The sequence below is a fragment of the Brenneria roseae subsp. roseae genome (genome assembly GCF_003115845.1).
Taxonomy (GTDB): Bacteria; Pseudomonadota; Gammaproteobacteria; order Enterobacterales; family Enterobacteriaceae; genus Brenneria; species Brenneria roseae.
In genome coordinates this window covers 69,844-96,600 of the sequence record NZ_KZ819026.1, presented here as the reverse complement: position 1 = coordinate 96,600, position 26,757 = coordinate 69,844, and the positions used below count along the sequence as shown (strand labels likewise).

The 26,757-nt window shown below is 49.6% G+C and carries 25 protein-coding genes and 1 other annotated feature; of the genes, 10 read left to right on the top strand and 15 right to left on the bottom strand.

The annotated features are described in order from the left end of the window. Position 1: 1 nt before the first annotated feature. The 7 genes from pheT to thrS form a co-directional block, all read right to left on the bottom strand. On the bottom strand, positions 2-2,389 hold the full coding sequence (gene pheT / locus DDT52_RS08190) for a phenylalanine--tRNA ligase subunit beta (protein WP_136155908.1): 2,388 nt from the start codon (positions 2,387-2,389) through the stop codon (positions 2-4). Between the two features lie 15 nt (positions 2,390-2,404). Beyond that, positions 2,405-3,388, bottom strand: coding sequence for a phenylalanine--tRNA ligase subunit alpha (gene pheS, locus DDT52_RS08185; protein ID WP_136155907.1), 984 nt, complete (start codon positions 3,386-3,388; stop codon positions 2,405-2,407). Between the two features lie 105 nt (positions 3,389-3,493). Continuing rightward, positions 3,494-3,619: a sequence feature (Phe leader region), on the bottom strand. After that, complete coding sequence (gene pheM / locus DDT52_RS08180) at positions 3,569-3,613, bottom strand: pheST operon leader peptide PheM (RefSeq protein WP_121514181.1); 45 nt, start codon at positions 3,611-3,613, stop codon at positions 3,569-3,571. Its footprint overlaps the feature before it by 45 nt. 141 nt (positions 3,620-3,760) lie before the next feature. Then, on the bottom strand, positions 3,761-4,117 hold the full coding sequence (gene rplT / locus DDT52_RS08175; protein ID WP_109054965.1) for a 50S ribosomal protein L20: 357 nt from the start codon (positions 4,115-4,117) through the stop codon (positions 3,761-3,763). Between the two features lie 42 nt (positions 4,118-4,159). After that, complete coding sequence (gene rpmI, locus DDT52_RS08170) at positions 4,160-4,357, bottom strand: 50S ribosomal protein L35 (protein WP_109054964.1); 198 nt, start codon at positions 4,355-4,357, stop codon at positions 4,160-4,162. Between the two features lie 98 nt (positions 4,358-4,455). Further along, on the bottom strand, positions 4,456-4,998 hold the full coding sequence (gene infC, locus DDT52_RS08165; RefSeq protein ID WP_109054963.1) for a translation initiation factor IF-3: 543 nt from the start codon (positions 4,996-4,998) through the stop codon (positions 4,456-4,458). Positions 4,999-5,001: 3 nt separating this feature from the next. Beyond that, positions 5,002-6,930, bottom strand: coding sequence for a threonine--tRNA ligase (gene thrS, locus DDT52_RS08160; protein WP_136155906.1), 1,929 nt, complete (start codon positions 6,928-6,930; stop codon positions 5,002-5,004). Positions 6,931-7,366: 436 nt separating this feature from the next. On the opposite strand from thrS, the gene DDT52_RS08155 reads away from it, so the two are divergent. Next, positions 7,367-7,801, top strand: coding sequence for an FMN-binding protein (locus DDT52_RS08155; RefSeq protein WP_136155905.1), 435 nt, complete (start codon positions 7,367-7,369; stop codon positions 7,799-7,801). Positions 7,802-7,995: 194 nt separating this feature from the next. On the opposite strand, the gene DDT52_RS08150 is transcribed toward DDT52_RS08155, so the two are convergent. From DDT52_RS08150 to DDT52_RS08125, 6 genes are all read right to left on the bottom strand, one after another. Next, complete coding sequence (locus tag DDT52_RS08150; protein WP_425591539.1) at positions 7,996-8,262, bottom strand: YebO family protein; 267 nt, start codon at positions 8,260-8,262, stop codon at positions 7,996-7,998. Positions 8,263-8,447: 185 nt separating this feature from the next. Then, complete coding sequence (gene kdgR, locus DDT52_RS08145; RefSeq protein WP_136155904.1) at positions 8,448-9,239, bottom strand: DNA-binding transcriptional regulator KdgR; 792 nt, start codon at positions 9,237-9,239, stop codon at positions 8,448-8,450. Between the two features lie 219 nt (positions 9,240-9,458). Next, positions 9,459-10,625 carry an oligogalacturonate lyase gene (ogl, locus tag DDT52_RS08140; protein ID WP_136155903.1) on the bottom strand — a complete coding sequence of 389 codons (1,167 nt, stop codon included), beginning with the start codon at positions 10,623-10,625 and terminating at the stop codon, positions 9,459-9,461. Positions 10,626-10,953: 328 nt separating this feature from the next. Then, on the bottom strand, positions 10,954-11,832 hold the full coding sequence (gene htpX / locus DDT52_RS08135; RefSeq protein ID WP_109054958.1) for a protease HtpX: 879 nt from the start codon (positions 11,830-11,832) through the stop codon (positions 10,954-10,956). 228 nt (positions 11,833-12,060) lie between these two features. Then, positions 12,061-14,229 (bottom strand): sensor domain-containing phosphodiesterase, encoded by a 2,169-nt coding sequence (locus DDT52_RS08130; protein ID WP_136155902.1) that lies wholly within the window; start codon positions 14,227-14,229, stop codon positions 12,061-12,063. A gap of 880 nt (positions 14,230-15,109) precedes the next feature. After that, entirely contained in the window at positions 15,110-15,367 is a 258-nt protein-coding gene (locus tag DDT52_RS08125) for a hypothetical protein (protein ID WP_136155901.1), read from the bottom strand. 401 nt (positions 15,368-15,768) lie between these two features. Here DDT52_RS08125 and DDT52_RS08120 point away from each other — a divergent pair, with 401 nt between their 5' ends. Beyond that, on the top strand, positions 15,769-16,038 hold the full coding sequence (locus DDT52_RS08120) for a hypothetical protein (RefSeq protein WP_136155900.1): 270 nt from the start codon (positions 15,769-15,771) through the stop codon (positions 16,036-16,038). Between the two features lie 120 nt (positions 16,039-16,158). Here the strand turns inward: DDT52_RS08120 and icd are convergent, their stop codons facing one another. Next, positions 16,159-17,412, bottom strand: coding sequence for an NADP-dependent isocitrate dehydrogenase (icd, locus tag DDT52_RS08115; protein ID WP_136155899.1), 1,254 nt, complete (start codon positions 17,410-17,412; stop codon positions 16,159-16,161). A 131-nt stretch (positions 17,413-17,543) separates the two neighbouring features. Between icd and rluE the strand changes: the two genes are divergently transcribed. From rluE to DDT52_RS08075, 8 genes are all read left to right on the top strand, one after another. Further along, positions 17,544-18,170 carry a 23S rRNA pseudouridine(2457) synthase RluE gene (rluE, locus tag DDT52_RS08110; RefSeq protein ID WP_168709753.1) on the top strand — a complete coding sequence of 209 codons (627 nt, stop codon included), beginning with the start codon at positions 17,544-17,546 and terminating at the stop codon, positions 18,168-18,170. Further along, entirely contained in the window at positions 18,163-18,609 is a 447-nt protein-coding gene (locus tag DDT52_RS08105; protein ID WP_136155897.1) for an NUDIX hydrolase, read from the top strand. Before rluE ends, DDT52_RS08105 begins: the two co-directional genes overlap by 8 nt. Before the next feature lie 105 nt (positions 18,610-18,714). Beyond that, a complete protein-coding gene (gene mnmA, locus DDT52_RS08100) occupies positions 18,715-19,821 on the top strand; it encodes a tRNA 2-thiouridine(34) synthase MnmA (protein WP_136155896.1) in 1,107 nt (368 codons plus the stop codon). A gap of 2 nt (positions 19,822-19,823) precedes the next feature. Next, a complete protein-coding gene (gene hflD, locus DDT52_RS08095; protein WP_136155895.1) occupies positions 19,824-20,450 on the top strand; it encodes a high frequency lysogenization protein HflD in 627 nt (208 codons plus the stop codon). Positions 20,451-20,528: 78 nt separating this feature from the next. Next, positions 20,529-21,899: an adenylosuccinate lyase gene (gene purB, locus DDT52_RS08090; protein WP_136155894.1), complete on the top strand. Its 1,371-nt coding sequence runs from the start codon at positions 20,529-20,531 to the stop codon at positions 21,897-21,899. Positions 21,900-22,051: 152 nt separating this feature from the next. Continuing rightward, positions 22,052-22,744, top strand: a complete 693-nt coding sequence (gene phoP, locus DDT52_RS08085; RefSeq protein ID WP_136155893.1) for a two-component system response regulator PhoP — start codon at positions 22,052-22,054, stop codon at positions 22,742-22,744. Continuing rightward, entirely contained in the window at positions 22,737-24,191 is a 1,455-nt protein-coding gene (gene phoQ, locus DDT52_RS08080) for a two-component system sensor histidine kinase PhoQ (protein ID WP_136155892.1), read from the top strand. Before phoP ends, phoQ begins: the two co-directional genes overlap by 8 nt. A gap of 68 nt (positions 24,192-24,259) precedes the next feature. Further along, positions 24,260-25,381 (top strand): ribosomal protein uL16 3-hydroxylase, encoded by a 1,122-nt coding sequence (locus DDT52_RS08075; RefSeq protein WP_136156077.1) that lies wholly within the window; start codon positions 24,260-24,262, stop codon positions 25,379-25,381. Positions 25,382-25,463: 82 nt separating this feature from the next. Here the strand turns inward: DDT52_RS08075 and pepT are convergent, their stop codons facing one another. Beyond that, positions 25,464-26,699, bottom strand: a complete 1,236-nt coding sequence (gene pepT, locus DDT52_RS08070; RefSeq protein WP_136155891.1) for a peptidase T — start codon at positions 26,697-26,699, stop codon at positions 25,464-25,466. Positions 26,700-26,757 lie beyond the last annotated feature (58 nt).

The window sequence follows — 26,757 nt, the reverse complement described above, 5'->3', positions numbered from 1 at the left end:
TTCAATCCCTCAAGGATGCTTGGAATCGCTGTTTTAATGCTGCTACACATTCTGCAACGGTAGCGGCAATTTCCTCTTCTGCCAGTGTACGAGAGGTATCTTGTAAGATCAGGCTGATAGCCAGGCTCTTGTAACCATCGGCTACGCCCTTTCCTCGGTACACGTCGAATAAGTTTACGCCAACTAACTGATTTGCGCCAACTTTCTTACACTCGGCTAAAACATCGCCTGCGGGGATATTTTCAGCCACTACCACAGCAATATCACGACGGTTTGCAGGGAACCGGGAAATGTCGCTCGCGTCAGGCAGAATGCGGTTTGTAACCTTATCCCACAGCAACTCAAACACGACTGTGCGTCCATTCAGATCCAGCTTGCGCTCCAGTTCCGGGTGGATAACACCAATAAATCCAATACGTTCCCCGCAAAGATAAATAGCAGCACTTTGCCCTGGATGCAATGCCGGATTACTTTCAGCCTTGAACTCAATGTCAGACAGTTTACCCGTCAACGCCAGCACCGCTTCCAAATCTCCTTTTAAATCATAGAAGTCAACGGCCTGACGCGCCAGATCCCAATGTTCTTCGTAGCGAGTGCCGGTAATCACACCTGCCAACATGAAATCCTGACGAATTCCCAGGTCTGCACTGCTGTCCGGCACAAAACGCAAACCGCTTTCAAACAGGCGCAGACGGCTCTGCTGGCGGTTCTGGTTATACACCACCGCCCCCAGCAGCCCACTCCACAAGGAGAGACGCATCGCTGACATCTCTGCTGAAATCGGGCTGGGAAGAATCAACGCGTCTTCGCCGGGGTGGATCAGCGATTGAATTTTCGGGTCAACAAAACTGTAAGTAATTGCTTCCTGATAGCCATGATCGACCAATAACGTCTTGACGCGCTTGAGAGAAAGCGTCGCCTCACGATGAGAAGTCATGGTCAACGGTGCGAGCGTGGCAATATTCGGGATATTGTTGTAACCGTAAATACGGGCAACTTCTTCGATCAGATCTTCTTCGATCTCCATATCGAAACGCCAGCTTGGCGCAACCGCTTGCCAACCCGCCTCTGTGTTGGTCACGTTGCAGCCAAGACGCTGCAAAATATCGGTTACCTGCTCATCGGCAATGACGTGACCAATCAGGCGATCCAGTTTTTCACGACGCAGCGTAATTGTCGCCCGCGCAGGTAAATTCGCCTCGCTGGTCACATCCACCACCGGGCCCGCTTCACCGCCACAAATCTCGATCAGCAAACGCGTGGCTCGCTCCATCGCTTTATATTGCAATGCGGGATCGACACCGCGTTCGTAACGATGGGATGCATCGGTATGTAAGCCATAGCGGCGCGCACGTCCGGTGATGGACAGCGGGTTAAAGTAAGCACATTCCAGCAGGACATTCTGCGTGTCTTCATTAACGCCGGAATGCTCCCCGCCGAAAATGCCGCCCAGGGCCAGCGACTTTTGTTTGTCGGCAATCACCAGCGTATCCGCCTTCAGCTTCACTTTATTGCCGTCCAGCAGCGTCAGCGTTTCGCCATCGTTAGCCAAACGCACCACGATCCCGCCTTCCAGACGGTCGAGATCGAACGCATGCATCGGCTGGCCCAACTCCAGCAAAACATAGTTGGTGACATCAACTACCGGATCGATAGAACGGATACCGCTGCGGCGCAGTTTTTCACTCATCCACAGCGGTGTAGCCGCTTTAACATTGATGCCTTTGACAACGCGCCCCAGATAACGAGGACAAGCCTGCGGCGCCTCAACCTGAATCGGGAACGTATCCTGAATGGTTGCCGCAACTGGCTGAATTTCTGGTTCTGTCAGCGGTAATTGGTTCAGTACGGCCACATCGCGAGCAACGCCAATGATGCCAAGGCAATCGGCGCGGTTTGGCGTTACGCTGATTTCAATGGCGGTATCGTCCAGTTGCAGATATTGACGAATGTCCGTGCCAATCGGCGCATCCAACGGTAATTCGATAATGCCGCTATGATCGTCAGAAATACTCAGCTCGGAGAACGAGCACAACATCCCCTCAGACGGCTCGCCGCGCAGTTTGGCCGCTTTGATTTTGAAATCGCCGGGTAACACCGCGCCAATAGTGGCGACCGCCACCCTTAAGCCTTTGCGGCAATTAGGCGCACCGCAAACAATATCCAACAGGCGATCGCCGCCCACATCAACTTTTGTCACACGCAGTTTATCGGCGTTCGGATGTTGTCCGCACTCAACGACTTCCCCCACGACAACGCCGTGGAACGATCCGGCAACAGTCTCAACACCATCAACTTCAAGGCCTGCCATGGTGATTTGTTCAGATAATGCTTCGCTGTCAATCGCCGGGTTTACCCACTCGCGCAACCAGAGTTCACTGAATTTCATGATGATATTCCCGCCTTACTTAAACTGTTTGAGGAAACGCAGATCGTTTTCAAAGAATGCGCGCAAATCGGTTACGCCGTAACGCAACATGGTCAGACGTTCCATACCCATGCCAAAGGCAAAACCGGAATAGACTTCAGGATCGATACCCACATTGCGCAACACATTCGGATGCACCATGCCGCAACCCAGCACTTCCAGCCATTTACCGTTTTTGCCCATCACATCAACTTCAGCCGACGGTTCGGTAAACGGGAAATAGGAAGGACGGAAACGAACCTGTAAATCTTCCTCAAAGAAGTTACGCAGAAAATCATGCAGCGTTCCTTTCAAGTTGGTAAAGCTGATGTTCTTATCCACAATCAGCCCTTCCATCTGGTGGAACATCGGCGTATGTGTCTGATCGTAGTCATTACGATACACACGGCCGGGTGCAATAATGCGGATTGGCGGCTGTTGATTCTCCATCGTACGGATTTGCACGCCGGAGGTTTGGGTACGTAGCAAGCGTTTCGCATCGAACCAGAAAGTATCGTGATCGGCGCGCGCCGGGTGGTGCCCGGGAATATTCAGCGCATCGAAGTTATGATAATCGTCTTCAATTTCCGGCCCTGTCGCCACGGAAAAGCCCAACTCGCCGAAAAAAGTTTCGATGCGATCGATGGTGCGGGTCACCGGATGCAGGCCACCGTTTTCGATGGTACGGCCAGGCAGCGACACATCAATCGTTTCTTCCGCCAGTCGGGCATTCAGCTCAGCCGTCTCCAGCGCTTGCTTACGGGTATTCAACGCTTCCTGCACGTCTTGCTTGGCCTGATTGATAACAGCGCCTGCCGCAGGACGCTCTTCAGCCGGCAGCTCGCGTAGCGAGGTCATCTGAAGGGTTAAGTGACCTTTTTTGCCAAGATACTCGACGCGCACATTTTCCAGTGCGGTAATGTCCTGGGCCTCTTCTATGGCTGTTCTGGCTTTGGCAACCAGCTCTGCGAGATGTGGCATTGCATTCCTCTTCTTCTGCCTGTATGGCCAACTGTCATGATTGGAAAATATTTTACTCAATAACGCGAGATGCTTTTTTCCGCATATTGAAAATTATGCTTATTAAACAAAAAAGCCTCCCTGAGGGAGGCTTAGGCGCTACTTTTCGTTTCTTTTCTTACGCGCAAAGCCACCCTGAAATCAGGCGCTAAAGTAAAAAAAGAAACGGAAAATAGCAGTATGCATACTTGCGTTACCTTGTCGTCATCGTAAAACGGGAAAATAAAACTACTTTATTGAAAGGTGAGACACACAAAATGTCAACAGTAATACTCGTTTATCTGTGCGTTAACGCAACTAAAAGAGGGAGCAATGCTCCCTCTTTTAACTGACTTATGCCAGCGCTGCTTTCGCTTTTTCAACCAGTGCGCTGAATGCGACTTTGTCGAATACGGCGATATCAGCCAGGATCTTACGGTCAATTTCAACAGAGGCTTTTTTCAGGCCATTGATGAATTTGCTGTAAGACAAGCCATTCTGACGGGATGCTGCATTGATACGTGCAATCCACAGCTGGCGGAATTGACGTTTACGTTGACGACGGTCGCGGTAAGCGTATTGACCAGCTTTGATTACTGCCTGGAAGGCAACACGATAAACGCGCGAACGGGCACCATAGTAACCTTTCGCTTGTTTCAGTATTTTTTTGTGACGTGCGCGAGCAACCACACCACGTTTTACGCGAGCCATATGCTCTCTCCTAAAGTCTTATTCTAAATTCAAAAAGGTTACTTATGCGTAAGGCAGACATGCAACGACCAGGCCCAGATCTCCTTTGGAGACCATGCCTTTCGGACGCAGATGACGTTTACGTTTAGTCGCTTTTTTGGTCAGAATATGACGCAGGTTAGCATGCTTACGCTTGAAACCACCTTTGGCGGTTTTTTTGAAGCGTTTAGCGGCGCCACGTACTGTTTTAATCTTTGGCATGTTAATTTCCACTTCGCATTGTTAATTACAACGAATCAGATAAGGCGAACAAAACCCGCACAGCGCAAGCGCGGCGCGGGTTCGGTTACTTGAATGCCTTACTGTTTCTTCTTAGGTGCGAGCACCATGATCATCTGGCGGCCTTCAATCTTCGATGGGAAGGATTCAACCACTGCCAGTTCACTCAGATCGTCACGAACACGGTTAAGCATTTCGATACCAATCTGTTGGTGCGCCATTTCACGACCGCGGAAACGCAGTGTGATTTTGGCTTTATCGCCATCTTCCAGAAAGCGAACCAGGTTGCGTAGTTTGACCTGATAGTCGCCATCATCGGTACCAGGCCGGAATTTGATTTCCTTGACCTGAATAACTTTTTGTTTCTTCTTCTGTTCCTTTGTGGCCTTACTCTTCTCATAGAGGAACTTGCCGTAATCCATGATTCGGCAAACCGGCGGCTCGGCGTTCGGACTGATTTCAACTAAATCAACACCTGCTTCCTCGGCTTTTTCTAATGCTTCATTCAGACTGACAATGCCAAGCTGTTCGCCTTCGACGCCAGTTAAGCGTACCTCGTGTGCGCGAATTTCTCTGTTGATGCGATTAGGACGCGCCGGTTGAACTCGTTTTCCGCCTTTAATACCTTATTCCTCCAATTGATGAAGACTACGGCTGCGAATCTCTTGTTGCAGCTTGCTAATGACTTCACTGACATCAAGGCTCCCCAGGTCTTTACCTCGACGAGTGCGGACAGCAACTTTCCCTGCTTCCACTTCTTTATCGCCACAGACCAGCATATAGGGAACACGCCGTAAAGTGTGCTCGCGGATTTTAAAGCCTATCTTCTCATTTCTCAAGTCTGCTTTTACGCGAATGCCTGCTTCTTGCAGTTTTCTGGTCAATTCGCTGACATAATCAGACTGGCTATCGGTGATATTCATAATCACCGCTTGTACCGGTGCCAACCAGGTTGGGAAGAAGCCGGCGAATTCTTCGGTAAGAATACCGATGAAGCGCTCCATTGATCCCAGAATGGCACGGTGAATCATTACCGGTACCTGACGTTCGTTACTTTCACCCACGTAGGAGGCATTCAGGCGACCCGGTAGTGAAAAGTCGAGTTGCACCGTACCACACTGCCAGGCGCGATCCAAACAATCATGTAAGGTAAATTCAATTTTTGGTCCGTAGAACGCCCCTTCGCCAGGTTGATATTCAAATGGAATATCATTTTCACTCAAGGCGGCGGCCAAATCTTTCTCGGCACGATCCCACATTTCATCGCTGCCAATACGTTTCTCAGGACGGGTAGATAATTTCACCGCGATTTTTTCAAAACCGAAGGTGCTGTACACATCATACACCATTTTGATACAGCTATTGACTTCATCACGCACCTGTTCTTCAGTACAGAAGATATGCGCATCATCCTGAGTAAAGCCGCGAACGCGCATCAGACCATGCAGGGAACCCGACGGTTCATTACGATGACAGCTACCGAATTCGGCCATACGCAGCGGCAGATCGCGATAAGATTTCAATCCCTGATTGAAAATCTGTACGTGACCCGGGCAGTTCATCGGCTTAATGCAATATTCACGGTTTTCTGACGATGTGGTAAACATCGCTTCTTTGTAGTTGTCCCAGTGCCCGGTTTTTTCCCACAGCACGCGGTCCATCATGAATGGGCCTTTCACTTCCTGGTACTGGTACTCTTTCAGCTTCATGCGTACAAACGCTTCCAGCTCACGGAAGATAGTCCAACCATCATTATGCCAGAACACCATACCCGGCGCTTCTTCCTGCATATGGTAAAGATCGAGCTGCTTACCGATCTTGCGGTGATCGCGTTTGGCCGCTTCTTCGAGGCGTTGCAGGTAAGACCCGAGCTGCTTTTTATCTGCCCAGGCGGTACCGTAAATACGTTGCAGCATTTTATTTTTGCTGTCGCCACGCCAATAGGCGCCTGACGTTTTCTGCAATTTGAAATGATGGCAGAAACGCATGTTCGGCACGTGCGGACCACGGCACATATCGACGTATTCTTCATGATGATACAACCCGGGGCGATCATCATGACTGATGTTCTCGTCCAGAATGGCAATTTTATAAGTCTCACCGCGAGCAGCAAACGTATCGCGCGCTTCCTGCCAACTGACTTTCTTTTTAATCACGTCATAGTCAGTGCTGGCGAGCTCATGCATGCGCTTTTCAAGCAGATCGATATCTTCCTGAGTCAGAGTACGATCGATATCAACATCATAATAAAAACCGTTATCAATGACCGGGCCAATCGCCATCTTGGTATCCGGCCATAATTGCTTGATGGCGTGACCCAATAGGTGGGCGCAAGAGTGGCGAATAATCTCCAGTCCCGCTTCATCTTTGGCAGTGATAATCGCCAACTGCGCATCGGTTTCGATTTTGTCGCTGGCGTCTACCAGTTCGCCATTGACACGACCGGCAATACAGGCTTTTGCCAATCCGGGACCAATATCAAGGGCAACATCAAGGGGAGAAACGGCGTGGTCATATTGACGCTGACTTCCATCAGGAAGGGTAATAACAGGCATTATAATTCCCTTATTTGCAGTGGTGACCCACACGAAAGATCACATACAAAATCATTTAACTATTGAACATCAAAATGTTAACCATGCTATTCCTCTATACTCTGCGAAATATATACACATGGATGCGCATACATAAAAATGCCCACCAGCGTGACATGGATAACGTCGCGGTAATAATACACCGTATAATGCGTGTGTTAAAGCCAGTCACGACAGGTTAATCGAGGGAAACCATCAACATGATGAACACCCTCGCCCCCGCCGCACATCATCAAGATGCCCACCTTAACGCCACAATAAAAGCGTACATTAGTATAAATCTGTTAATTGGAACACTGAATTCAAAAAAATAGAACGCTATTCTGATTTTAATACCCACTCATCATTAATGGTTTTACATTGTCACGATTCCCATCATCCAGAAAGGAAATGAAGTATGAAAATGAAATTGTTGCCTGTAGTTTTAACAGCCTTTTTTGCGGTCAGTGTTTTTGCTGCAGAGAGTGCGATTAAAGATGGCACTTATAAAGCCGAAGCTACCACCTTTGATGAGAATGGCTGGAAACCTTTTCTAGACTTAATCTACAAGGATGGAAAAATCACTGAGGTCAAATTTGATTACACCAGTGAAAAAGATGGTCATCTGAAGACCAGCGACGAAGAATACAACCAGAAAATGCACGCCGTGACCGGCACATCACCCACTATTTACACCGTCAAACTTTCTCAGAGCTTGCTGGAAAAACAAAATGTTGCAGAAGTTGATGGTGTCACCGGAGCAACACATTCAACGGAAGATTTTAAAATACTGGCAGGCGCGGCGATAAAGAACGCCAAAGCAGGTAATCTGGAAACGGCTAAAATAGAATAAGCCCTATTGTTATCATTAAAGATGATCATAATTTCATCAAATAACCATCGGTAATCATCAATCTCCCGCATTTTGATTGAATGCGGGAGAATCTGCGAGCTTCCAGAGAAGCCTTTTCCATTTTGCTGGGGTAACGTTAATCAAACAAATTTCAGGGGTGATTTATGGATCAGTAAAATCGCCATACGCGGTGATCAACGTTCAGGAATGACGTTTTTAAACGCCAGCACATCATCACGCTCTTGAATTTGCAACGCATCGGCGTCTTCCGCTTTCTCTTCGCGCACTTCCTGCGGAACCAACATGTTTAACAGCGCCAACTGTTGCCGCTGCTGCTCAACAATTTCATGCAGCAATTTAATCTGCTCATTTGCCCTAACGCTCGCCCGGTTAATGAAAAACCAAACCAGCATCACCAGCACTACCACCAGCGCGATAAAGACCATTTCTAATATGTTCACACCAACTCCACTTAACATTCCGTCAATCAGGACAAACGGCAAACAGCCATTCGCTGCACTCATCTTAACACTGAGCGCCCGACAAGTTCGATACTCTTCCCGGTATCGCCTTTGCGAGTCACGGAACCGATAGCCCGCCATAAAAAAAGCCTGCCGCAAAGACAGGCTTAACTGCACGGTTTGAATCAGAATGGATATTCGTGGTATCCCATCTGCTCAGAGATATTTCTGGCGGCGATATGCAACATCTTAACGTATCCGAGTTTGTTTTCTTCAGAAAAACGAATTGTCGGGAATGAAATGCTCAAGCCGGCGATAACCACGCCAAAACGATCGAAAACAGGAACCGCGATGCAACGCAATCCTTCTTCCTGCTCTTCATTATCTTCACCATATCCCTGTCCACGCACCAGATCCAACTGCGTTAGCAGTTCATCCGCGGTACAGAGAGTATGCGGCGTACTGCGGGTAAATTCGACCGTCGAGAGGATTTCCTCCACCTCATCCCTGTCGCGCCATGCCAGCAGCACTTTACCAATAGCCGTACTGTGTAATGGATTACGACGCCCAATACGCGAGTACATACGCAGGTTATACATCGAATCAATCTTGTGAATATAAACGATGCTGTCTTCGTCCAGCGCGCCCAGGTGAATGGTTTCCCGCGTAAGCACCGAAAGCTCGCGCATCTGTATATCCGCACTACGGATCAAATCGACGTTTTGCAACGCCTTAGCCCCGAGCTCAAACAACTTAAGCGTCAATGAGTACTTCTCCGATTCGCCCTCCTGCGCTACATAGCCGAGGGATTTCATCGTCTGCAAGAAGCGGTATACGGTACTTTTGGACATCATTACACGTTGAGACAGTTCGGTAATACCAATCTCACGCTCTTCACCTAATGCCTGCAAAATACCAAAAACCTTTAAAACGGACGACACGGAATCGGGTTGTTTATCTAAATCTGCAATAGCCATTTTTGTGGTTACCCTACTCAGTTTTTTCTTGTTTTAAAAAAAATAGAACAATGGTTTTAGTATAAAGGGAACGCTTTGATTATGGCAATGGAGCAAAGACGATAATCAAGTAACTTTGATAAATATCAGCGTCAGAAACGTTACGAATTAATTATGTAAGCAAATTTATAGGTAATAAACCGCGACATTCAACATGATGGCGCGGTTTATTCAGTCTTGCTACTGCCAAACTGAGTCAGGCACCTTCGCCAGATACAGCGCCGGTTTTCCGTCAACATCGGAGGTAAACAGGATTTGCTTATTATCCGGTGTGAAAGAAGGATGCGGATGCGTTACCTGACGGTCGCCCTCCAGCACTTTCCAGGATGTATTATGTTGCGCCACCCGGTGTTGCTTGCCGGTTTGCATATTAAATACATACAGGAAAGGATCGTTTTCAATCTTGTAACCGCCATCATCCTGCACATCAACCGGTGCGTCGGAGCCATCGCCCACCAGCAACGATCCGTCATAGTTACTCATCAGGTGAGAACAGGCTGGCATAACGGTCAGTTGACGATCTTCCAGCGTGACAGGGTCAACGCTACAGATATAGCGGTTTGGATTACCCTTGTGATAAGAAACGTAGATCATCGCTGAGCCATCAGGAACCCAGAATTCGTGGGTGCAGCTCTCGCCTTCAGCATGCTCTTTCACTTTACGCATGTTGGTGCCGTCTTCATTGATGAACCACATACGGGCATCAACCAGATCGTGCGGCCCTTCATGGCAGAACGCCACCGTGTTGTCATCACCGGGACGGTAGATCGGGTGACCCAGCCATTTATTTTCCTGAAGAATGGTTTCCGCTTCGCCCGTCGCCAGATCAACACGGATCAGACGGCAGCACGGGTTGGTGAAATAGAATTCCTGGAATTTTTTCCAGTCAGTTAACGGTTTCCAATCCTCTTTCCTGATTTCGATGCCAGCCATCTTGGTGCAATCAGAATTCGCTACCCAGGTGCCGTAACCAACCCAATCATCAGGAACCTGATAAATGGTTTTCTCTTCCAGCGTTTTCAGATCGACACGCATCAGGTTACGTACGTTCTTCACATAGTACAGCGCATCATCGTCAGGAGACAGGAACCCGCCAAAGGTGTTATCACCTTTGCCTTCGGTCAACTGCGTGGCTTCCTGCGTGTTCAGATCCAGCAGGTAATAGTTCCACGGGCCATCAAACGCGCCACCAAACAGCAGTTTACTTCCATCATTGCTGAAACATTTTTGATAAAAATAATTGCGGTGGCAGATGACATCGGGCGGGGTTAAGCGCACCACTTCGGTGCCGGTTGCCGCATCCTGATAGGAATGAAATTTTAGGGGGAATTTGTTGCCTTTGGCCATCCGTAAATCCTTAGAACTTATCATGAAGAATCTGACGTCGCACGAGCATACAACCAGGAAGACCCGTCATTCTGGCTATACTCTCTCACACGAATTACCTAGTATGCTGACATTATAGAAACAATGTTTCATTTTTCCGTGATCGTGGTTTTATTTTATAAAACATTCTTTCTGTTTTCACCAGCTGTTTCAGATTCAATGAAACCATTTTATGCCCTGATGTTACAGAAACCGGCGGCGGGGTTTCAGAAAGAAAAAAGCCTGAGTCCGGTGGAATACCGAACTCAGGCTTCATTGGCCCGGGCTTTTAAGAAATACCGCTATAGCCTTATTTCAGATAAGCCCCTGAACGCAGCGCTTCGATGCGTTTGTCCAACGGCGGGTGCGACATAAACAGCTCGCTGAATGATTTGGATTTGCCATTGATACAGAACGCCATCATGCTGTTTTCTTCCTGCGGTTCGTAGCTGGTTTTCAGACGCTGCAACGCGGCAATCATCTTTTCACGCCCGACCAGTTTGGCGGAACCGGCATCAGCGTGGAACTCACGGTAACGGGAGAACCACATGGTAATAATGCTGGCCAGTATGCCAAACACCAGTTCCAGCACGGTTGCCACCGCAAAGTAGACCAGCGGATTGCCGCTGCTGCTCTCTCCATCGCGGTTAGCGGACAGGAAGCCCGACGCGACCTGCGCGATTAAGCGGGAGATAAAGATGACAAAAGTATTCACGACGCCTTGAATCAGCGTCATAGTAACCATATCGCCATTGGAAATATGGCTGATTTCATGCGCGATGACGGCCTCCGCCTCATCACGGCTCATGTTTTGCAGCAAGCCCGTGCTAACCGCAACCAGTGATGCATCACGGCGGGCGCCGGTTGCGAAGGCGTTAATATCAGGGGCATGGTAAATCGCTACCTGAGGCATCGCGATACCGGCCTGCTGTGACTGCGAACGGACAGTTTCCAGCAGCCAGCGCTCTGTTTCATTGCGTGGCCGTTCAATCACTTCACCACCGACAGATCGTAATGCCATCCATTTGGACATCAGCAGAGAAACAAAAGCACCGCCAAAGCCGAACAGCCCAGCCATAATCATTAAACCCTGGACACTGCTGGATTGAATTCCCGTCAGACTGAGTACCAGCCCGAAAACCAACATCACCGCCAGGTTGGTGATCAGGAAAAGTGCAATACGCATCATAGAAGTCTGATTTCCTCTCGCAGAAAAATAAAGTTTGCAACACTCACATCGTATGGGTTGCCGTGGCATTTTCAAGCATTCTTAACTTTTCAGTTACTAAATCCACATAACTTTACATTTTTCAAAAGGAAAGTCGTTTTGTATTAATCTCTTTGCCCTCTTCCCAAATAATACCCACCGCTGACCAGCATGGTCGGCTATCCATCATAATGGTAGAACGTTGAATGGTTATTCAGCGGCGGGAAGATCAAGTTTCAACAGCCGAGTGAAATCCGCCGCTGACATCGGATGACCAAACAAATATCCCTGTGCCTCTTCGCAACCTTTGCTTCTCAAGCGTTCGCACTGCTCCTGAGTTTCGACCCCTTCCGCGATGACCCCCAGCCCGAAACTTTTGCCGAGATAGAGTATTGCCCGAACAATCGCCGCATCCGCGGGTGATTCACACATGGTGCGTACAAACGTCTGATCAATCTTGAGTCGCGTCACCGGATAGTTTTTCAACATACTCAGCGAGGCATAACCGGTACCGTAGTCATCAAACGCAATTCCGATACCTGCATCGCGAAGTTCGTTTAACGGCTGCAACATGTTTTCGTCATAGCGCAGAATAATGTTTTCGGTGATCTCCAGCTCAAGCGCACCTGGCTGCAATCCCGTCTGCCTCAGCACATCGGCAATCTTCTGCGCCAGCATTCCCGAACGAAACTGAGCGCTGAACAGGTTAATGCTGATGCGGAAATTTTCAGCGCCCGCATTACGCCAGCGGGCAGTTTGTTCGCAAGCGGTTTTAACAACCCAGTCGCCAACGCGCTCAGCCCAGGGGCCGTGCTCCAGTGCAGCAAGAAACGCGCCCGGTCCCAGTAATCCCCGATGTGGATGACGCCAGCGCAACAGGGCTTCCGCGCCTACGATTTCGTTTCTCGCCAGATTTACCTGCGGCTGATAGAACATCTCAAATTCATGTTGCTCATACGCCCGTACGAACTCGAGTTGGAAAGCATGTCTGGCCTGAAAAATTTCGCGCAGCTCACGGGTAAAAAACCGATAGCAATTTCGGCCTTCGGACTTGGCCTGATAAAGCGCCAGATCCACGCTGGTCAACAATTCCTGCGCCGTAACGCCATGTTCAGGAGCCAGCACGATCCCTATACTGGCGCTGATATTGATTTGGTGATCATCAATAATCATGGCCTGAGAAACCTCGTGGATAATTTTTTCCGCAATGCCGGATATAACGTGCTGGTCGGTCATCCCCTGAAACAGCAAAACAAATTCATCGCCGCCCATGCGGGCAACCAGATCGCCAGTCTGGGCAATGGACTGAATTTTCTTCGCCACACGGACCAGGATGTGATCGCCGCTGGCATGGCCCAGGCTGTCATTGACATCCTTAAAACCATCCAGATCGACCATCATCACGCAGACCACAGGATCTTTTTTCAGCGCCTGTTCCAGACTAGTGGTCAGCAAGGTACGGTTTGCAAGCCCGGTGAGCGGGTCCATATGCGCGAGTAAAAACAGCCGTTCTTCGTTACGACGGCGCTCAGTGATATCACGCAGAATTGCGCCATAGCTGACATTCTCATTATCTTCCCACATGGAAATCGACAGCTCGACAGGCACCATCACACCGCTTTTGGTTCTGACAGCCAGCTCCAACATGACACCGTTGAGCAAGGCCTCACGATCGCTAATCAGGTGATCCAACTGAGCAAGAAAATCATCGGGCACGATGGTATTAATATTTAAGCCAATAATTTCATCGCCGACATATTCAAGCATCTTGTGGGCAGCGGCATTCCAAAACGTAATCACGCCTTTCTCATTCACGCAGATAATACTGTCTGGCGATGTATTGGCGATATTTTCAAACCGAACCTGACTGGCTTTTCGCGCTAAATCAAGGCGCCGCATTTCCAGCTTATCCATCACCAGTACAGCCAAATCCTGCAGATTGTGTTCGTCTCTGGCGCTGAAAGCGAGACGAGGCTTGACGTCGACAATGCAAAGCGTACCAATCGCGTGGCCCGCCGATGTTCTTAATGGAATACCGGCATAAAAACGAACATGAGGGACACCGGTCACCAACGGGTTATTTTTGAAACGTAGATCTTTGCTGGCATCGGGAACCACCATGATTTTCTTTTTCAGAATCGCATGGGTACAAAAAGAGAGATCTCTTGGCGTTTCATAAAAAGAAATCCCCAGACCCGCCGCAAATAGCTGTCGTTCTGATTCCAGCAACGAGATCCAGACAATAGGAACGTCAAAAATATTTGCCGCCAGATTAATCAAATTGTTAAGGCCAGTATCAAATAAAAAATTTTTGACACCATACTCACGAAGAGCAGCAATACGGGCAGCTTCATCTTTGCCTATTGGGGCACGACTCATAGGTTCCCCCTACAGTATCCATCGTCTTAGGTTTCAGATTAAAAAGTAAAATTTAAGTTATAAATATAATGAATTGTTGCAATGGTATCGGCGCAAACAGTAAACCCGCGCTGGCAAGCAGAACTCATGGGTAAAAAACCCCATGTTCAGAGCAGTAAACTCCCATCGTTGATAAATGATTATGGCAAAAGATCTCGTGTCTATCCCCTTTGGCACACACTAATAACAATCCGATGTATTAAGATCTTTGGATAATTTATTGCTCAATGGCGACATAAAAAGCCATCACACAGATTGATTACAATCAAGTCGGAGTGGTATTGCCTGCAAAGCTGGAATGCAAACTTTTGCACGATAACGGAACTGATCAGATGCTTACTGCGGCAAGTATTTTTGATCAATTCTCGTGAGGTTCATCGTTGGAAAACATGCTGAATTGTGTACCTTTTATGCAGATAGCACAAAAGCGTTCGCAGCAAAGAGATTTAAATTCGGGAGAAGGAGAGGTCTATAGTACGCAATATTATTGTACCGGGAACGGTTTTCAGAAACGTCTTTTTACGAAAAAAACGGCCTTTTTGCATAGTAATGCGGCTTTGCTGAGACGCCAATATTCAGCACATAAGCGATCGCTATCAATGGATTCTCAGACAGCCATGTTTCCCTGCCGGTTCAGGTTTACCCGCCATCTTTCAGGTTGAAAGCGCAATGTTCTCATTACGGCTCCTGTCTGGCATTCGTCAATTGTCCTCAGGTCACTTCCTTGTGTAAACGCCTGGGGATTCATTCAACTGCCGCTTCCCTGGATCTCAAAAGCTATTGGATATATACGGTTATCGCATCGATTTTTTATTAGAAAAATTACTGGCCACGATATTAATCAGGCTGGAAAATAGCTTATCGAATGTTCCGGCGTATTATTTTTTGCCTTGATGATTAAATCCCAATCACCGGTATACGGGACCGTTAAATAAATCTCATTTTCCGCACTAACGCTAATAGCGCCTGACGTAACCGTCTGATTTTGATCGTTTTCGGCCTTGCCACCATTAACCATTTGAATTTCAAAAGTATTAGGACACCGAACGATCACAGTATCACCGCCAAAAAGACTCAAACACGTGCGAATTACAGACATACATCCTCCGCGGCATATCACTATCAGCATGCCTTTATGAAATCTATCGATGAATTATTTTCCCACAACGGGATTTTCATAAGAACAAAATGCATACTGTCAGATTGTGATTTAGATCAAGTTAAATCCACGTTTTTAACAAAGTCGCGGTGTAATAAGACGAACCTATGAAGAGAATCATTACATTAGTTTTTTTGATATCGGCAATGACCCAGACTGAATAACAAAATAAACAAGTAAGGAGAGAATTTCCCTAGCATAAAATACGGTAAAAACTTCGAAATAGTATTTTTTGCCAATAATGATTCTAATTTTTATACTTATCGAAATCCTGACATACGGTGGAAACACGATCCCGCGCCTATACTCTTACAATCATCAGTAAGATTTCAGAGGCCAGTATGCTTTGGTTTGAAGAAGGTCTGTATCTGAGAATAAAAGAGTTGGACAATGGCCCTACCCCTTTGCCGCTCAAAAGCGGCTTTAACGCTGAAACGGCATACCGCGCGATTGGAATGTTCAATCCATCTGAAACATCTGACGCCTATTACATCCTGTCCAATGACAGAAATGAAGTTTGGTTTATCTGTAACAGACACCTGAGAACCGTTGCCATGTCGCCTCTCCCCGCCGATTTCAGACGACCGCTGGCCTCATTTCATCAACAATGAAATGCCTCTGGTTTTGACGTAGACGTAATAGAAACCGATTGGCAACTATTGCCGATAAATAACGGGGAAAACAAAGAGGCCAATAAAGGCCCCTTCTTCTTAATCTTCGATAAACGCCGATTACATGTTATCGATAATGTCCTGCGCAAACTCGCTACATTTCCGCAGCTTGGCGCCGTCCATCAGACGTTCGAAATCGTAGGTCACGGTCTTGTTCTTGATAGCACCCTCAACGCCTTTAACAATCAGGTCGGCGGCTTCGAACCATTGCATGTGGCGCAGCATCATTTCAGCGGACAGGATAACGGAACCCGGGTTCACTTTGTCCTGACCCGCATATTTCGGCGCCGTACCATGAGTCGCCTCGAACAGCGCGCATTCGTCACCGATGTTGGCTCCCGGAGCAATACCGATACCGCCGACCTGTGCCGCCAGCGCATCAGAAATATAGTCGCCGTTCAGGTTCATACAGGCGATAACATCATATTCAGCAGGACGCAGCAGGATTTGCTGTAAGAACGCATCGGCAATCACGTCTTTTACCACAATGTCTTTGCCGGTGTTCGGATTTTTAATCTTGACCCACGGTCCGCCGTCGATCAGTTCACCACCGAATTCTTCGCGCGCCAACTGGTAACCCCAGTCTTTAAAGGCGCCTTCGGTGAACTTCATGATGTTGCCTTTATGCACCAGCGTGACGGAATCACGATCGTTGGTGATCGCATAGTCAATCGCGGCACGAACCAGGCGTTTCGTTCCTTCTTCGGAACACGGTTTGATACCGATGCCACACTGTTCAGGGAAACGGATTTTATTAACGCCCATTTCCTCACGCAGGAATTTGATCACTTTGTCAGCTTCTGCCGAACCCGCTTTCCACTCAATACCCGCATAGATATCTTCTGCGTTTTCGCGGAAAATCACCATATCGGTCAGCTCCGGATGTTTTACCGGGCTGGGCGTACCTTCGTAGTAGCGTACCGGACGCAGGCAAATATACAGGTCCAACTGTTGACGCAGTGCAACGTTCAGAGAACGAATGCCGCCGCCTACTGGCGTTGTCAGCGGGCCTTTAATCGCAACACGGTATTCACGGATCAGATCCAGCGTTTCTTCAGGCAGCCAAACGTCTTTACCATAAATTTGTGTGGATTTTTCACCGGTATAAATTTCCATCCAGGAAATAGCGCGCTTGCCTTGATAGGCTTTTTTCACTGCCGCGTTCACGACATCGATCATGGCGGGCGTCACATCGACGCCAATGCCGTCGCCTTCAATAAACGGGATTATCGGATTATTGGGGACAACCAGTTTGCCTTGGGCATCAACCGTGATCTTTTGCCCCTCTGTCGGTACAACTACTTTGCTTTCCATTAACCTCTCCTTCGAGCGCAATTTTGTTAATGACTTGTAAGATGCGTGTCAATACTACTTGAATATTCAGCCCGCGCCAATCGCAAACCATTTCGAGTATAATGCTTTTGTTTTCCGCGGCCATAAAGATGATGAATAAATTCCCTGTTAAAAATCACAACGTTAAACGATTCAGCTCGCAGACGGCACGAAAACGGCGTCCAGATAACGCCCCCCGGCGCGTCGTGCTGTTCAATAAACCCTTTGATGTCTTGCCGCAGTTCACCGATGAGGCGGGCCGCAAGACGCTGAAGGACTATATTCCACTAAGCGACATCTATGCCGCCGGGCGTCTGGATCGGGACAGCGAAGGGCTGATGATCCTGACCAATGACGGTAAACTACAGGCCAGACTCACGCAACCGGCACAAAAAACGGCAAAAATCTATTATGTGCAGGTCGAAGGTATCCCGGATGACGACGCGCTGGCACGGTTTCGCCGCGGGCTTGAGCTGAAAGATGGAAAAACGCTGCCAGCAGGCGCCGAGATTGTGGAAGAACCAGCATGGCTGTGGGCACGGACGCCACCGATTCGCGAGCGGAAAAGCATTCCCGATTGCTGGCTGAAAATCACGCTGTATGAAGGGCGTAACCGTCAGGTTCGCCGTATGACCGCCCATATTGGTTACCCAACACTGCGTCTGATTCGCTACAGCATGGCCAATCAGACCGTGGGAACCTTGTTACCCGGACAATGGAAGGAAATCACTGATGTTTAAACCTCATGTTACGGTTGCCTGCGTTGTTCAGGCCGAGAACCATTTTCTGGTCGTTGAAGAGTTGATTAACGATAAACGCCTGTGGAATCAACCCGCAGGACATCTGGAAGCCGATGAAACACTGATTCAGGCGGCCAGCCGCGAGCTATGGGAAGAAACGGGAATTCACGCCGTGCCGCAACATTTTCTGCATATGCATCAGTGGATTGCGCCAGACCAAACCCCGTTTCTGCGCTTCTGTTTTGCTCTCGATCTCCCGCAGCGCGCCGAAACCCAACCCCACGACAGCGATATCGAGTGTTGCCACTGGCTGACCGCCGAAGAAATCCTGCATTCGCACTGCCTGCGATCTCCACTGGTGGCGGAAAGTATTCGCTGCTATCAGCAGCCAGAACGTTATCCTTTAACCCTGCTACAAGCCTTTAACTGGCCTTTTTAACAGCCGGACCGTCAGGAATAGCGGTGCAGGCCCCAACGCAACATGCTAAAATGCGCCGCCTGTTTTTGCTTTTAATGCATAAGTATTTCAGTTCGTGAGATGTCCATGTCAGATAACAGCCAGAAAAAAGTGATCGTCGGTATGTCCGGCGGTGTTGATTCATCCGTTTCCGCTTACCTGTTACAACAACAGGGCTATCATGTTGAAGGCCTGTTCATGAAGAACTGGGAAGAGGATGACGACACGGAGTATTGTTCCGCGGCAACCGATCTTGCCGATGCCCAGGCCGTTTGTGACAAACTGGGTATTGAGCTGCACACCGTTAACTTTGCTGCCGAATACTGGGACAATGTATTTGAACTGTTTCTGGCGGAATACAAAGCCGGCCGCACCCCCAATCCTGACATTCTGTGCAACAAAGAAATCAAATTCAAAGCCTTCCTCGAATTTGCCGCCGAAGATCTCGGTGCGGATTACATTGCGACCGGTCACTACGTCCGCCGTCAGGACGTTGACGGCAAAAGCCGTTTACTGCGCGGTGTGGATGGCAATAAAGACCAAAGCTATTTCCTCTATACGCTAAGCCACGAACAAATCGCGCAAAGTCTGTTTCCTGTCGGGGAACTGGAAAAACCCGAGGTTCGCAAAATTGCGGAACAACTGGAACTGGTCACGGCCAGGAAAAAAGACTCCACGGGAATTTGTTTTATCGGCGAGCGTAAATTCACCGATTTCCTGGCGCGTTACCTGCCGGCCCAGCCGGGCCCAATATTATCCGTTGATGATGGCAAACCGATGGGCCAGCATCAGGGGCTGATGTACCACACGCTGGGACAGCGTAAAGGGCTGGGCATTGGCGGCGTCAAAGACGGCGGCGAAGATCCGTGGTATGTCGTAGACAAAGATGTCGCCAATAATATTTTGTATGTCGCGCAAGGGCATGAGCACCCTCGCCTGATGTCATACGGGTTAATTGCCCAACAGTTACATTGGGTTGACCGTCAACCGCTGACGGCGGCATTACGTTGCGTCGTCAAAACCCGTTATCGTCAGGCTGATATTCCCTGTACGGTCACCCCACTCGGCGAAGACCGCATCTCGGTTCGTTTTGATGAGCCGGTCGCCGCAGTCACCCCGGGACAGTCCGCCGTTTTCTATCTGGATGAGATCTGCCTTGGCGGCGGCATTATTGAAGAACGTTTACAGGAGTGATCGTGGCGAAAAATTATCATGATATTACCCTGGCGCTGGCGGGTATCTGTCAGTCGGCCCATCTGGTTCAGCAATTGGCGCATACCGGTCATTGCGACAATCATGTTCTGCACACCGCTCTGAATAGTATTCTGGTGGTCAACCCGACATCTACGCTGTCGGTTTATGGTGATGCGGAAAGTAATCTGAAAACCGGTCTGGAAACCCTGCTGGGGATTCTGAACACCAGCAGTAAAGGTCCGGGCGCCGAGCTATCGCGTTACGCGTTCAGCCTGATCGCCCTTGAGCGTAAGCTGAATGCCAAACCTGCCTCGCTGGACGAACTGGGTAAACGCATCGGGCAGTTGGAACGGCAGTTGGAGCATTTTGAACTGCTCTCTGATACGATCATCGGCGCGCTGGCCGGTATTTATGTTGATGTGATCAGTGCGCTGGGGCCGCGTATTCAGGTCATGGGTTCGCCGGACATACTGAAAAACAGCCAGATTCAGGCCAAGGTACGCGCGGTGTTGCTGGCCGGAATTCGGTCTGCCGTACTGTGGCAACAGATTGGCGGAGGACGTCTTCAGTTGATGTTTTTCCGTGGTCATCTGGTCAAACAAGCCAAACAGATACTAGCTCGTTGCTGACAATCGATTAATCGGCTACGACTTGTGCTAACCGTCTCTCAATGTTTTTATTAAAACCAATCTCAGGAGTTGCTTGCGATGGAATTATCCTCACTGACCGCCGTTTCCCCCATCGATGGACGCTACGGCGATAAAGTCAGCACGTTGCGCACGATTTTCAGCGAATTCGGTCTGCTGAAGTTCCGCGTACAGGTTGAAGTACGTTGGCTGCAAAAACTGGCAGCCTGTGCAGAAATCCGGGAAGTTCCTGCATTTGATCGTGACGCAAACGCTTTCCTTGACCAGATTGTCGCCGAATTCAGCGAGCAGGATGCCGAACGCATTAAAACCATTGAACGCACCACCAACCATGACGTTAAGGCCGTAGAGTATTTTCTGAAAGAGAAAGTGGCGTCGGTGCCTGCGCTGCATGCCGTCAACGAATTTATCCACTTTGCCTGTACGTCTGAAGACATCAACAACCTGTCTCACGCATTGATGCTGAATACGGCACGCCGCGATGTCATTCTGCCGCAGTGGCGCAAAATCATTGATGCGCTGGCCGATCTGGCTCATCAATACCGTGATATTCCTTTGCTTTCCCGCACGCACGGTCAGCCGGCCACGCCGTCCACCATCGGCAAAGAGTTTGCCAACGTAACTTACCGTATGGAGCGCCAATATCGACAGCTTCAGCAGATAGAGATTCTGGGCAAAATCAATGGGGCGGTCGGCAACTACAACGCTCACCTCGCCGCCTATCCGGAAGTCGACTGGCATCCGTTCAGCGAAAGTTTCGTCACCTCGCTGGGCATTACCTGGAACCCGTATACCACGCAAATCGAACCGCATGATTACATCGCCGAACTATTCGATTGCATTGCCCGTTTCAATACTATTCTGATCGATTTTGACCGTGATATCTGGGGTTACATCGCCCTGAATCACTTCAAACAAAAAACCATCGCGGGTGAAATCGGCTCCTCTACCATGCCGCATAAGGTAAACCCCATTGACTTTGAAAACTCTGAAGGCAACCTGGGTCTGGCGAATGCCGTATTGGGCCACCTGGCCAGCAAACTACCGGTTTCCCGCTGGCAGCGCGATCTGACCGATTCGACCGTTCTGCGTAATCTGGGCGTGGGCGTTGGCTATGCGCTGATTGCTTATCAGGCAACCCTGAAAGGCATCAGCAAGCTGGAAGTGAATCGCGATCGCCTCGCTGACGAACTGGATCACAACTGGGAAGTGCTGGCCGAGCCTATTCAGACCGTGATGCGTCGCTACGGCATTGAGAAACCGTATGAAAAGCTCAAAGAGCTGACCCGCGGCAAGCGCGTTGATGCCGCAGGCATTCAGGCCTTTATTGACGGTCTGGCGCTGCCTGAAGAAGAAAAAACCCGTTTGAAAGCCATGACGCCGGCCAACTACATTGGTCGCGCAATCAAAATGGTCGATGAACTGAAATAAGCCAAATCGTTGCTCAGGCGGACCTCGTCCGCCTTTTATTTCCGCCAAACAATTCCTGCGTTTATTACCTGTTTACTCCTTGTTTGTTATCGTTATGGATAGTTTAATCTTTTCATCAGGTTGATTTTGCCTGTTTGACAGAGGAAATAACCGTGCGCATTCTGGTTATCGAAGATAATATTTTATTACGTCATCATCTGACCGTTCAAATGAATGAAATGGGACATCAGGTTGATGCCGCCGCCGATGCGAAAGAAGCCGACTATTTTTTACATGAAAATACGCCTGATATTGCGATTGTGGATCTCGGCCTGCCTGATGAAGACGGCATAAGCTTGATTCGGCGCTGGCGTTCACAGCAGGTTAAATTGCCGATTCTGGTGCTGACCGCCCGTGAAGGATGGCAGGATAAAGTCGCCGTGCTGGAAGCCGGTGCGGATGACTACGTCACCAAACCGTTTCATATGGAAGAGGTTGCCGCACGTTTACAGGCGCTGATGCGCCGCAACAGCGGGCTGGCGTCACAGGTGATCAACATCGCACCGTTTGAAATTGATCTTTCACGACGCGAACTGATGATTCATGGCGCGTTGGTCAAGCTCACCGCGTTTGAATACACGATCATTGAAACCCTGATTCGCAACAGCGGTAAAGTGGTCAGCAAGGAATCACTGATGCTGCAACTCTATCCCGATGCAGAATTGCGTGAAAGCCATACCATTGATGTGCTGATGGGACGTTTACGCAAAAAAATACAAAGCGCCGGATCACCCGACGTCATCACGACGGTCCGTGGTCAGGGATACCGTTTCGACATTGAGAACCATCAAACGCAAAATGAGTGAGCCGAAACCGCCGTTTTCACTACGCGTTCGCTTTTTGCTGGCGACAGTCGCTATCGTCCTCGCGCTGTCGTTGTCTTACGGCGTGGTAGCCATTATCGGCTACAGCGTCAATTTTGATAAAACCTCTTTCCGCCTGCTGCGGGGCGAAAGTAATCTGTATTATAGCCTGGCACAGTGGCGGGATAATCAGCTCAACATCGTGACGCCCCCGGATGTGGATATCAATTTCCCCACGCTGGTGCTGATTTACGATCGGCAGGGAAACATTCTCTGGCGTGAAAAGAAAGTTCCCGAACTCGAAGCCCTGATCAAACCTGAATTGCTGCAAAAAACCGCCTACCATGAGCTGGATACCGACAGCGACACCAGCAGCGCCGTGCTCACGGGCAATACGCTGCTCCTGAATGGCCTGCGGGCGCTCAACAACGTGCATAGCAATGCCCTTACCCACTCGATCGCGGTGAACGTCTACCCGCAGACTGAGCACCTCCCCCAGTTGACGATTGTCGTCATTGACAGAATTCCGCAGGAATTGCAGCAGGCGGACGTGGTCTGGGAATGGTTTAACTACGTATTGCTGGCCAATCTGATACTGGTGTTGCCCCTGCTCTGGCTGGCCGCTCACTGGAGCTTGCGGCCGATCAAACACCTCGTGAGGCAAATTGCCGAGCTGGAAAACGGAACGCGGGAACAGTTGGATGAAAATCCTCCGCGGGAAATGCTCAGTCTGGTGAGAAACCTGAACATCCTGCTGAATAATGAGCGACAGCGTTACCATAAATATCGCACCACCCTGACAGATTTGACGCACAGTCTGAAAACCCCGCTGGCGGTGTTACAAACCACACTGCGGGCATTACGTACCGGTAAAGAGATCACCATCGATCAGGCAGAACCGATTATGCTGTCCCAAATCAGCCGGATATCACAGCAGATAGGTTATTACCTGCACCGCGCCAGCGTCCGCTCGGAGCACCATATGCTGATGCGGGAAGTCCATTCCGTGCCCGCAATGCTGGATGGACTCTGTTCTGCGCTGAATAAGGTGTATCAGCGGAAAGGCGTCGTACTGACGCTGGATATCTCCCCCGAACTCACGTTTGTGGGTGAAAAAAACGACTTTATGGAAGTGTTGGGCAACATACTGGATAACGCCTGCAAATACTGTCTGGAATTCGTCGAGATCAGCGCTCAGCATTCCGACCATAAACTTCATCTGATTATTGACGATGATGGCCCCGGCATTCCCGCCAGTAAACGGGAAGTCATTTTCCAGCGAGGGCAGCGCGCTGACCGGTTACGCCCCGGACAGGGCATCGGCTTATCGGTTGCCGCAGAAATTATTGAACAATATCAGGGAGAGATCCTCATCAGCGACAGCAAACTGGGCGGCGCCCGAGTGGAAGCCATCTTCTCCCGCCAGAATCTTGCTCAGAATGAGGTGTGAAAGTCAGTACAGCTGACGGCGCTTCCGCTATAATTGCTTCCAGCCTCTTGTTTCCTGGGAAATATGGTATGGACTATCAGCTCAATCTCGACTGGCAGGATTTTTTTGCGCGCTACTGGCAAAAACGCCCGGTCATTATCAAACACGGCTTCACGAATTTCATTGATCCGATTTCTCCTGATGAACTGGCAGGTCTGGCGCTGGAAAATGAGGTCGATAGCCGTCTGGTGAGCCACAACAATGGCCGCTGGCAGGTCAGCCACGGTCCTTTTGAAAGTTTCGATCATTTGGGTGAGACCAACTGGTCGCTGTTGGTTCAGGCCGTCGACCACTGGCATGAGCCTTCCGCAGCGCTGATGCGCCCTTTCCGCCAGCTACCGGACTGGCGCATGGATGACCTGATGATCTCTTTCTCCGTTCCCGGCGGCGGCGTTGGCCCTCATCTGGATCAATATGACGTGTTCATCATTCAGGGTACCGGACGCCGCCGCTGGCGCGTGGGCGAAAAGATCCCGATGAAGCAGCATTCTCCTCATCCTGACCTGCTACAGGTCGATCCGTTCGATGCCATCATTGATGAAGAAATGGAACCCGGCGATATTCTGTATATTCCACCCGGTTTCCCGCACGAGGGCTATTCGCTGGAAAACGCGCTCAACTACTCCGTTGGCTTCCGTGCCCCGAATGCGCGTGAGCTGGTGAGTGGTTTTGCCGACTATGTGCTTTCCCGTGAACTTGGCAGCCATCGCTACAGCGATCCGTCAATTCCCTCGCGTGAGCATCCGGCAACCATTCTGCCGCAAGAGATGGACGAGCTACAGAAAATGATGTTGGAGCTGGTTCAGCAGCCAGAACATTTCCAGAATTGGTTTGGTGAATTTATTTCTCAATCTCGTCATGAGCTCGATCTCGCGCCGCCGGAACCGCCTTATCAGGCGGGTGAAGTCTACGAGTATCTGCAACAGGGTGAGCAATTACGTCGTCTGGGCGGGTTACGCGTCCTGTGCGTCGGTGATGGCTGTTTTGTGAACGGCGAAAAAATCGATACGCCGCACAAGCAGGCCGCATTCGCGCTGGCTGAGCACTATGCTATTGATGCATCCTTGTTGGGTGAAGCGTTGGACGATCCGTCGTTCCTGGCCCAGCTTACCGTTCTGGTTAACAGCGGCTACTGGTATTTCGCCGATTAATCTCCAGGATGATAGATAGAAATAAGGCGGGGTTTCCCCCGCCTTTGGTTTTTTATTATGCCGACAGCGCGATAAAATAGGCTTACTGTGGTTTGGCCCGCTGGGCGGTCAATTCGGCAATTCTCATGATGACGGATACCGCCTGCTCCATACCTTCCAGCGTCACAAACTCATGCTTTCCATGGTAATTGTATCCGCCGGTAAACAAATTCGGGCACGGTAACCCCTGAAACGACAGGTGCGCGCCATCGGTTCCGCCACGAATCGGTTTGAGAACAGGTTCAATATCGCAATCCCGCATGGCCTGCTGCGCCAGCGCAATAATATGCGGATGTTGCTCGACCTGTTCCCGCATATTGTAATAGCTGTCGGTTATCGTCACCTCGATATAACAATCGGGATGCAGACCCGCCCCTACTTTTTCGGCGATGTCGATCATCTTCTGTTTGCGTCGTTCAAAGCCCGAACGCTCAAAATCACGCACGATATAGTGCATTTCCGCGCGTTCCACCACACCTTTGACACTGTGCAAATGATAGAACCCCTGATAACCCGAGGTCTTTTCGGGAGACTCCTCGGCAGGGACTTCCTGATGGAAACGAGACGCCAGCGTCAGCGCATTCACCATCACGCCTTTGGCGCTGCCTGGATGCACGTTATTACCAACAATTTTTACGGTCACCGAGGCGGCATTAAAGTTTTCATACTCCAGTTCACCAACGCCGCCGCCGTCAACGGTATAGGCCCACTGCGCATTAAATGTCTTCACATCAAAGAACTGTGCCCCTTTGCCGATTTCTTCATCGGGCGTAAACGCAATGCGAATTTCCCCATGCGCCACCTGACGTTTTTTCAATCGCATCATCGCCGTGATAATTTCGGCAATTCCCGCCTTATCATCCGCACCCAGCAGCGTTTTGCCGTCGGTGGTAATCAGCGTATGACCTAACAGTTGATGCAACACCGGGAACATCACCGGCGACAGCACCTCGTCACCAATCCCCAACGCAATATCACCGCCGCGATAGTTTTCCAGTATTTGCGGATTGACATTTTTCCCGGTGTAATCAGGCGACGTGTCCATATGAGAAATAAAACCGATGGTCGGCACCGCCCAGGCGACATTCGCAGGCAGCGTCGCCATCACGCAGCCATGTTTGCTAAGCGTTACCTGTTCAAATCCCAACTCCAGCAGTTCCTGTTGCAAAGCACGCGCCAGTCTGAGTTGTCCTTCTGTACTCGGTACCTGCCGAACGCCGGATTTTGACTGAGTATCAAAAGAAACGTAGTTTAAAAACCTGTCGAGTAATTTATCCATCTCTATTGCCCTCTGGAGCCCTGTTTTGCATTATGAGGATGGCTATCAACGCAGATAT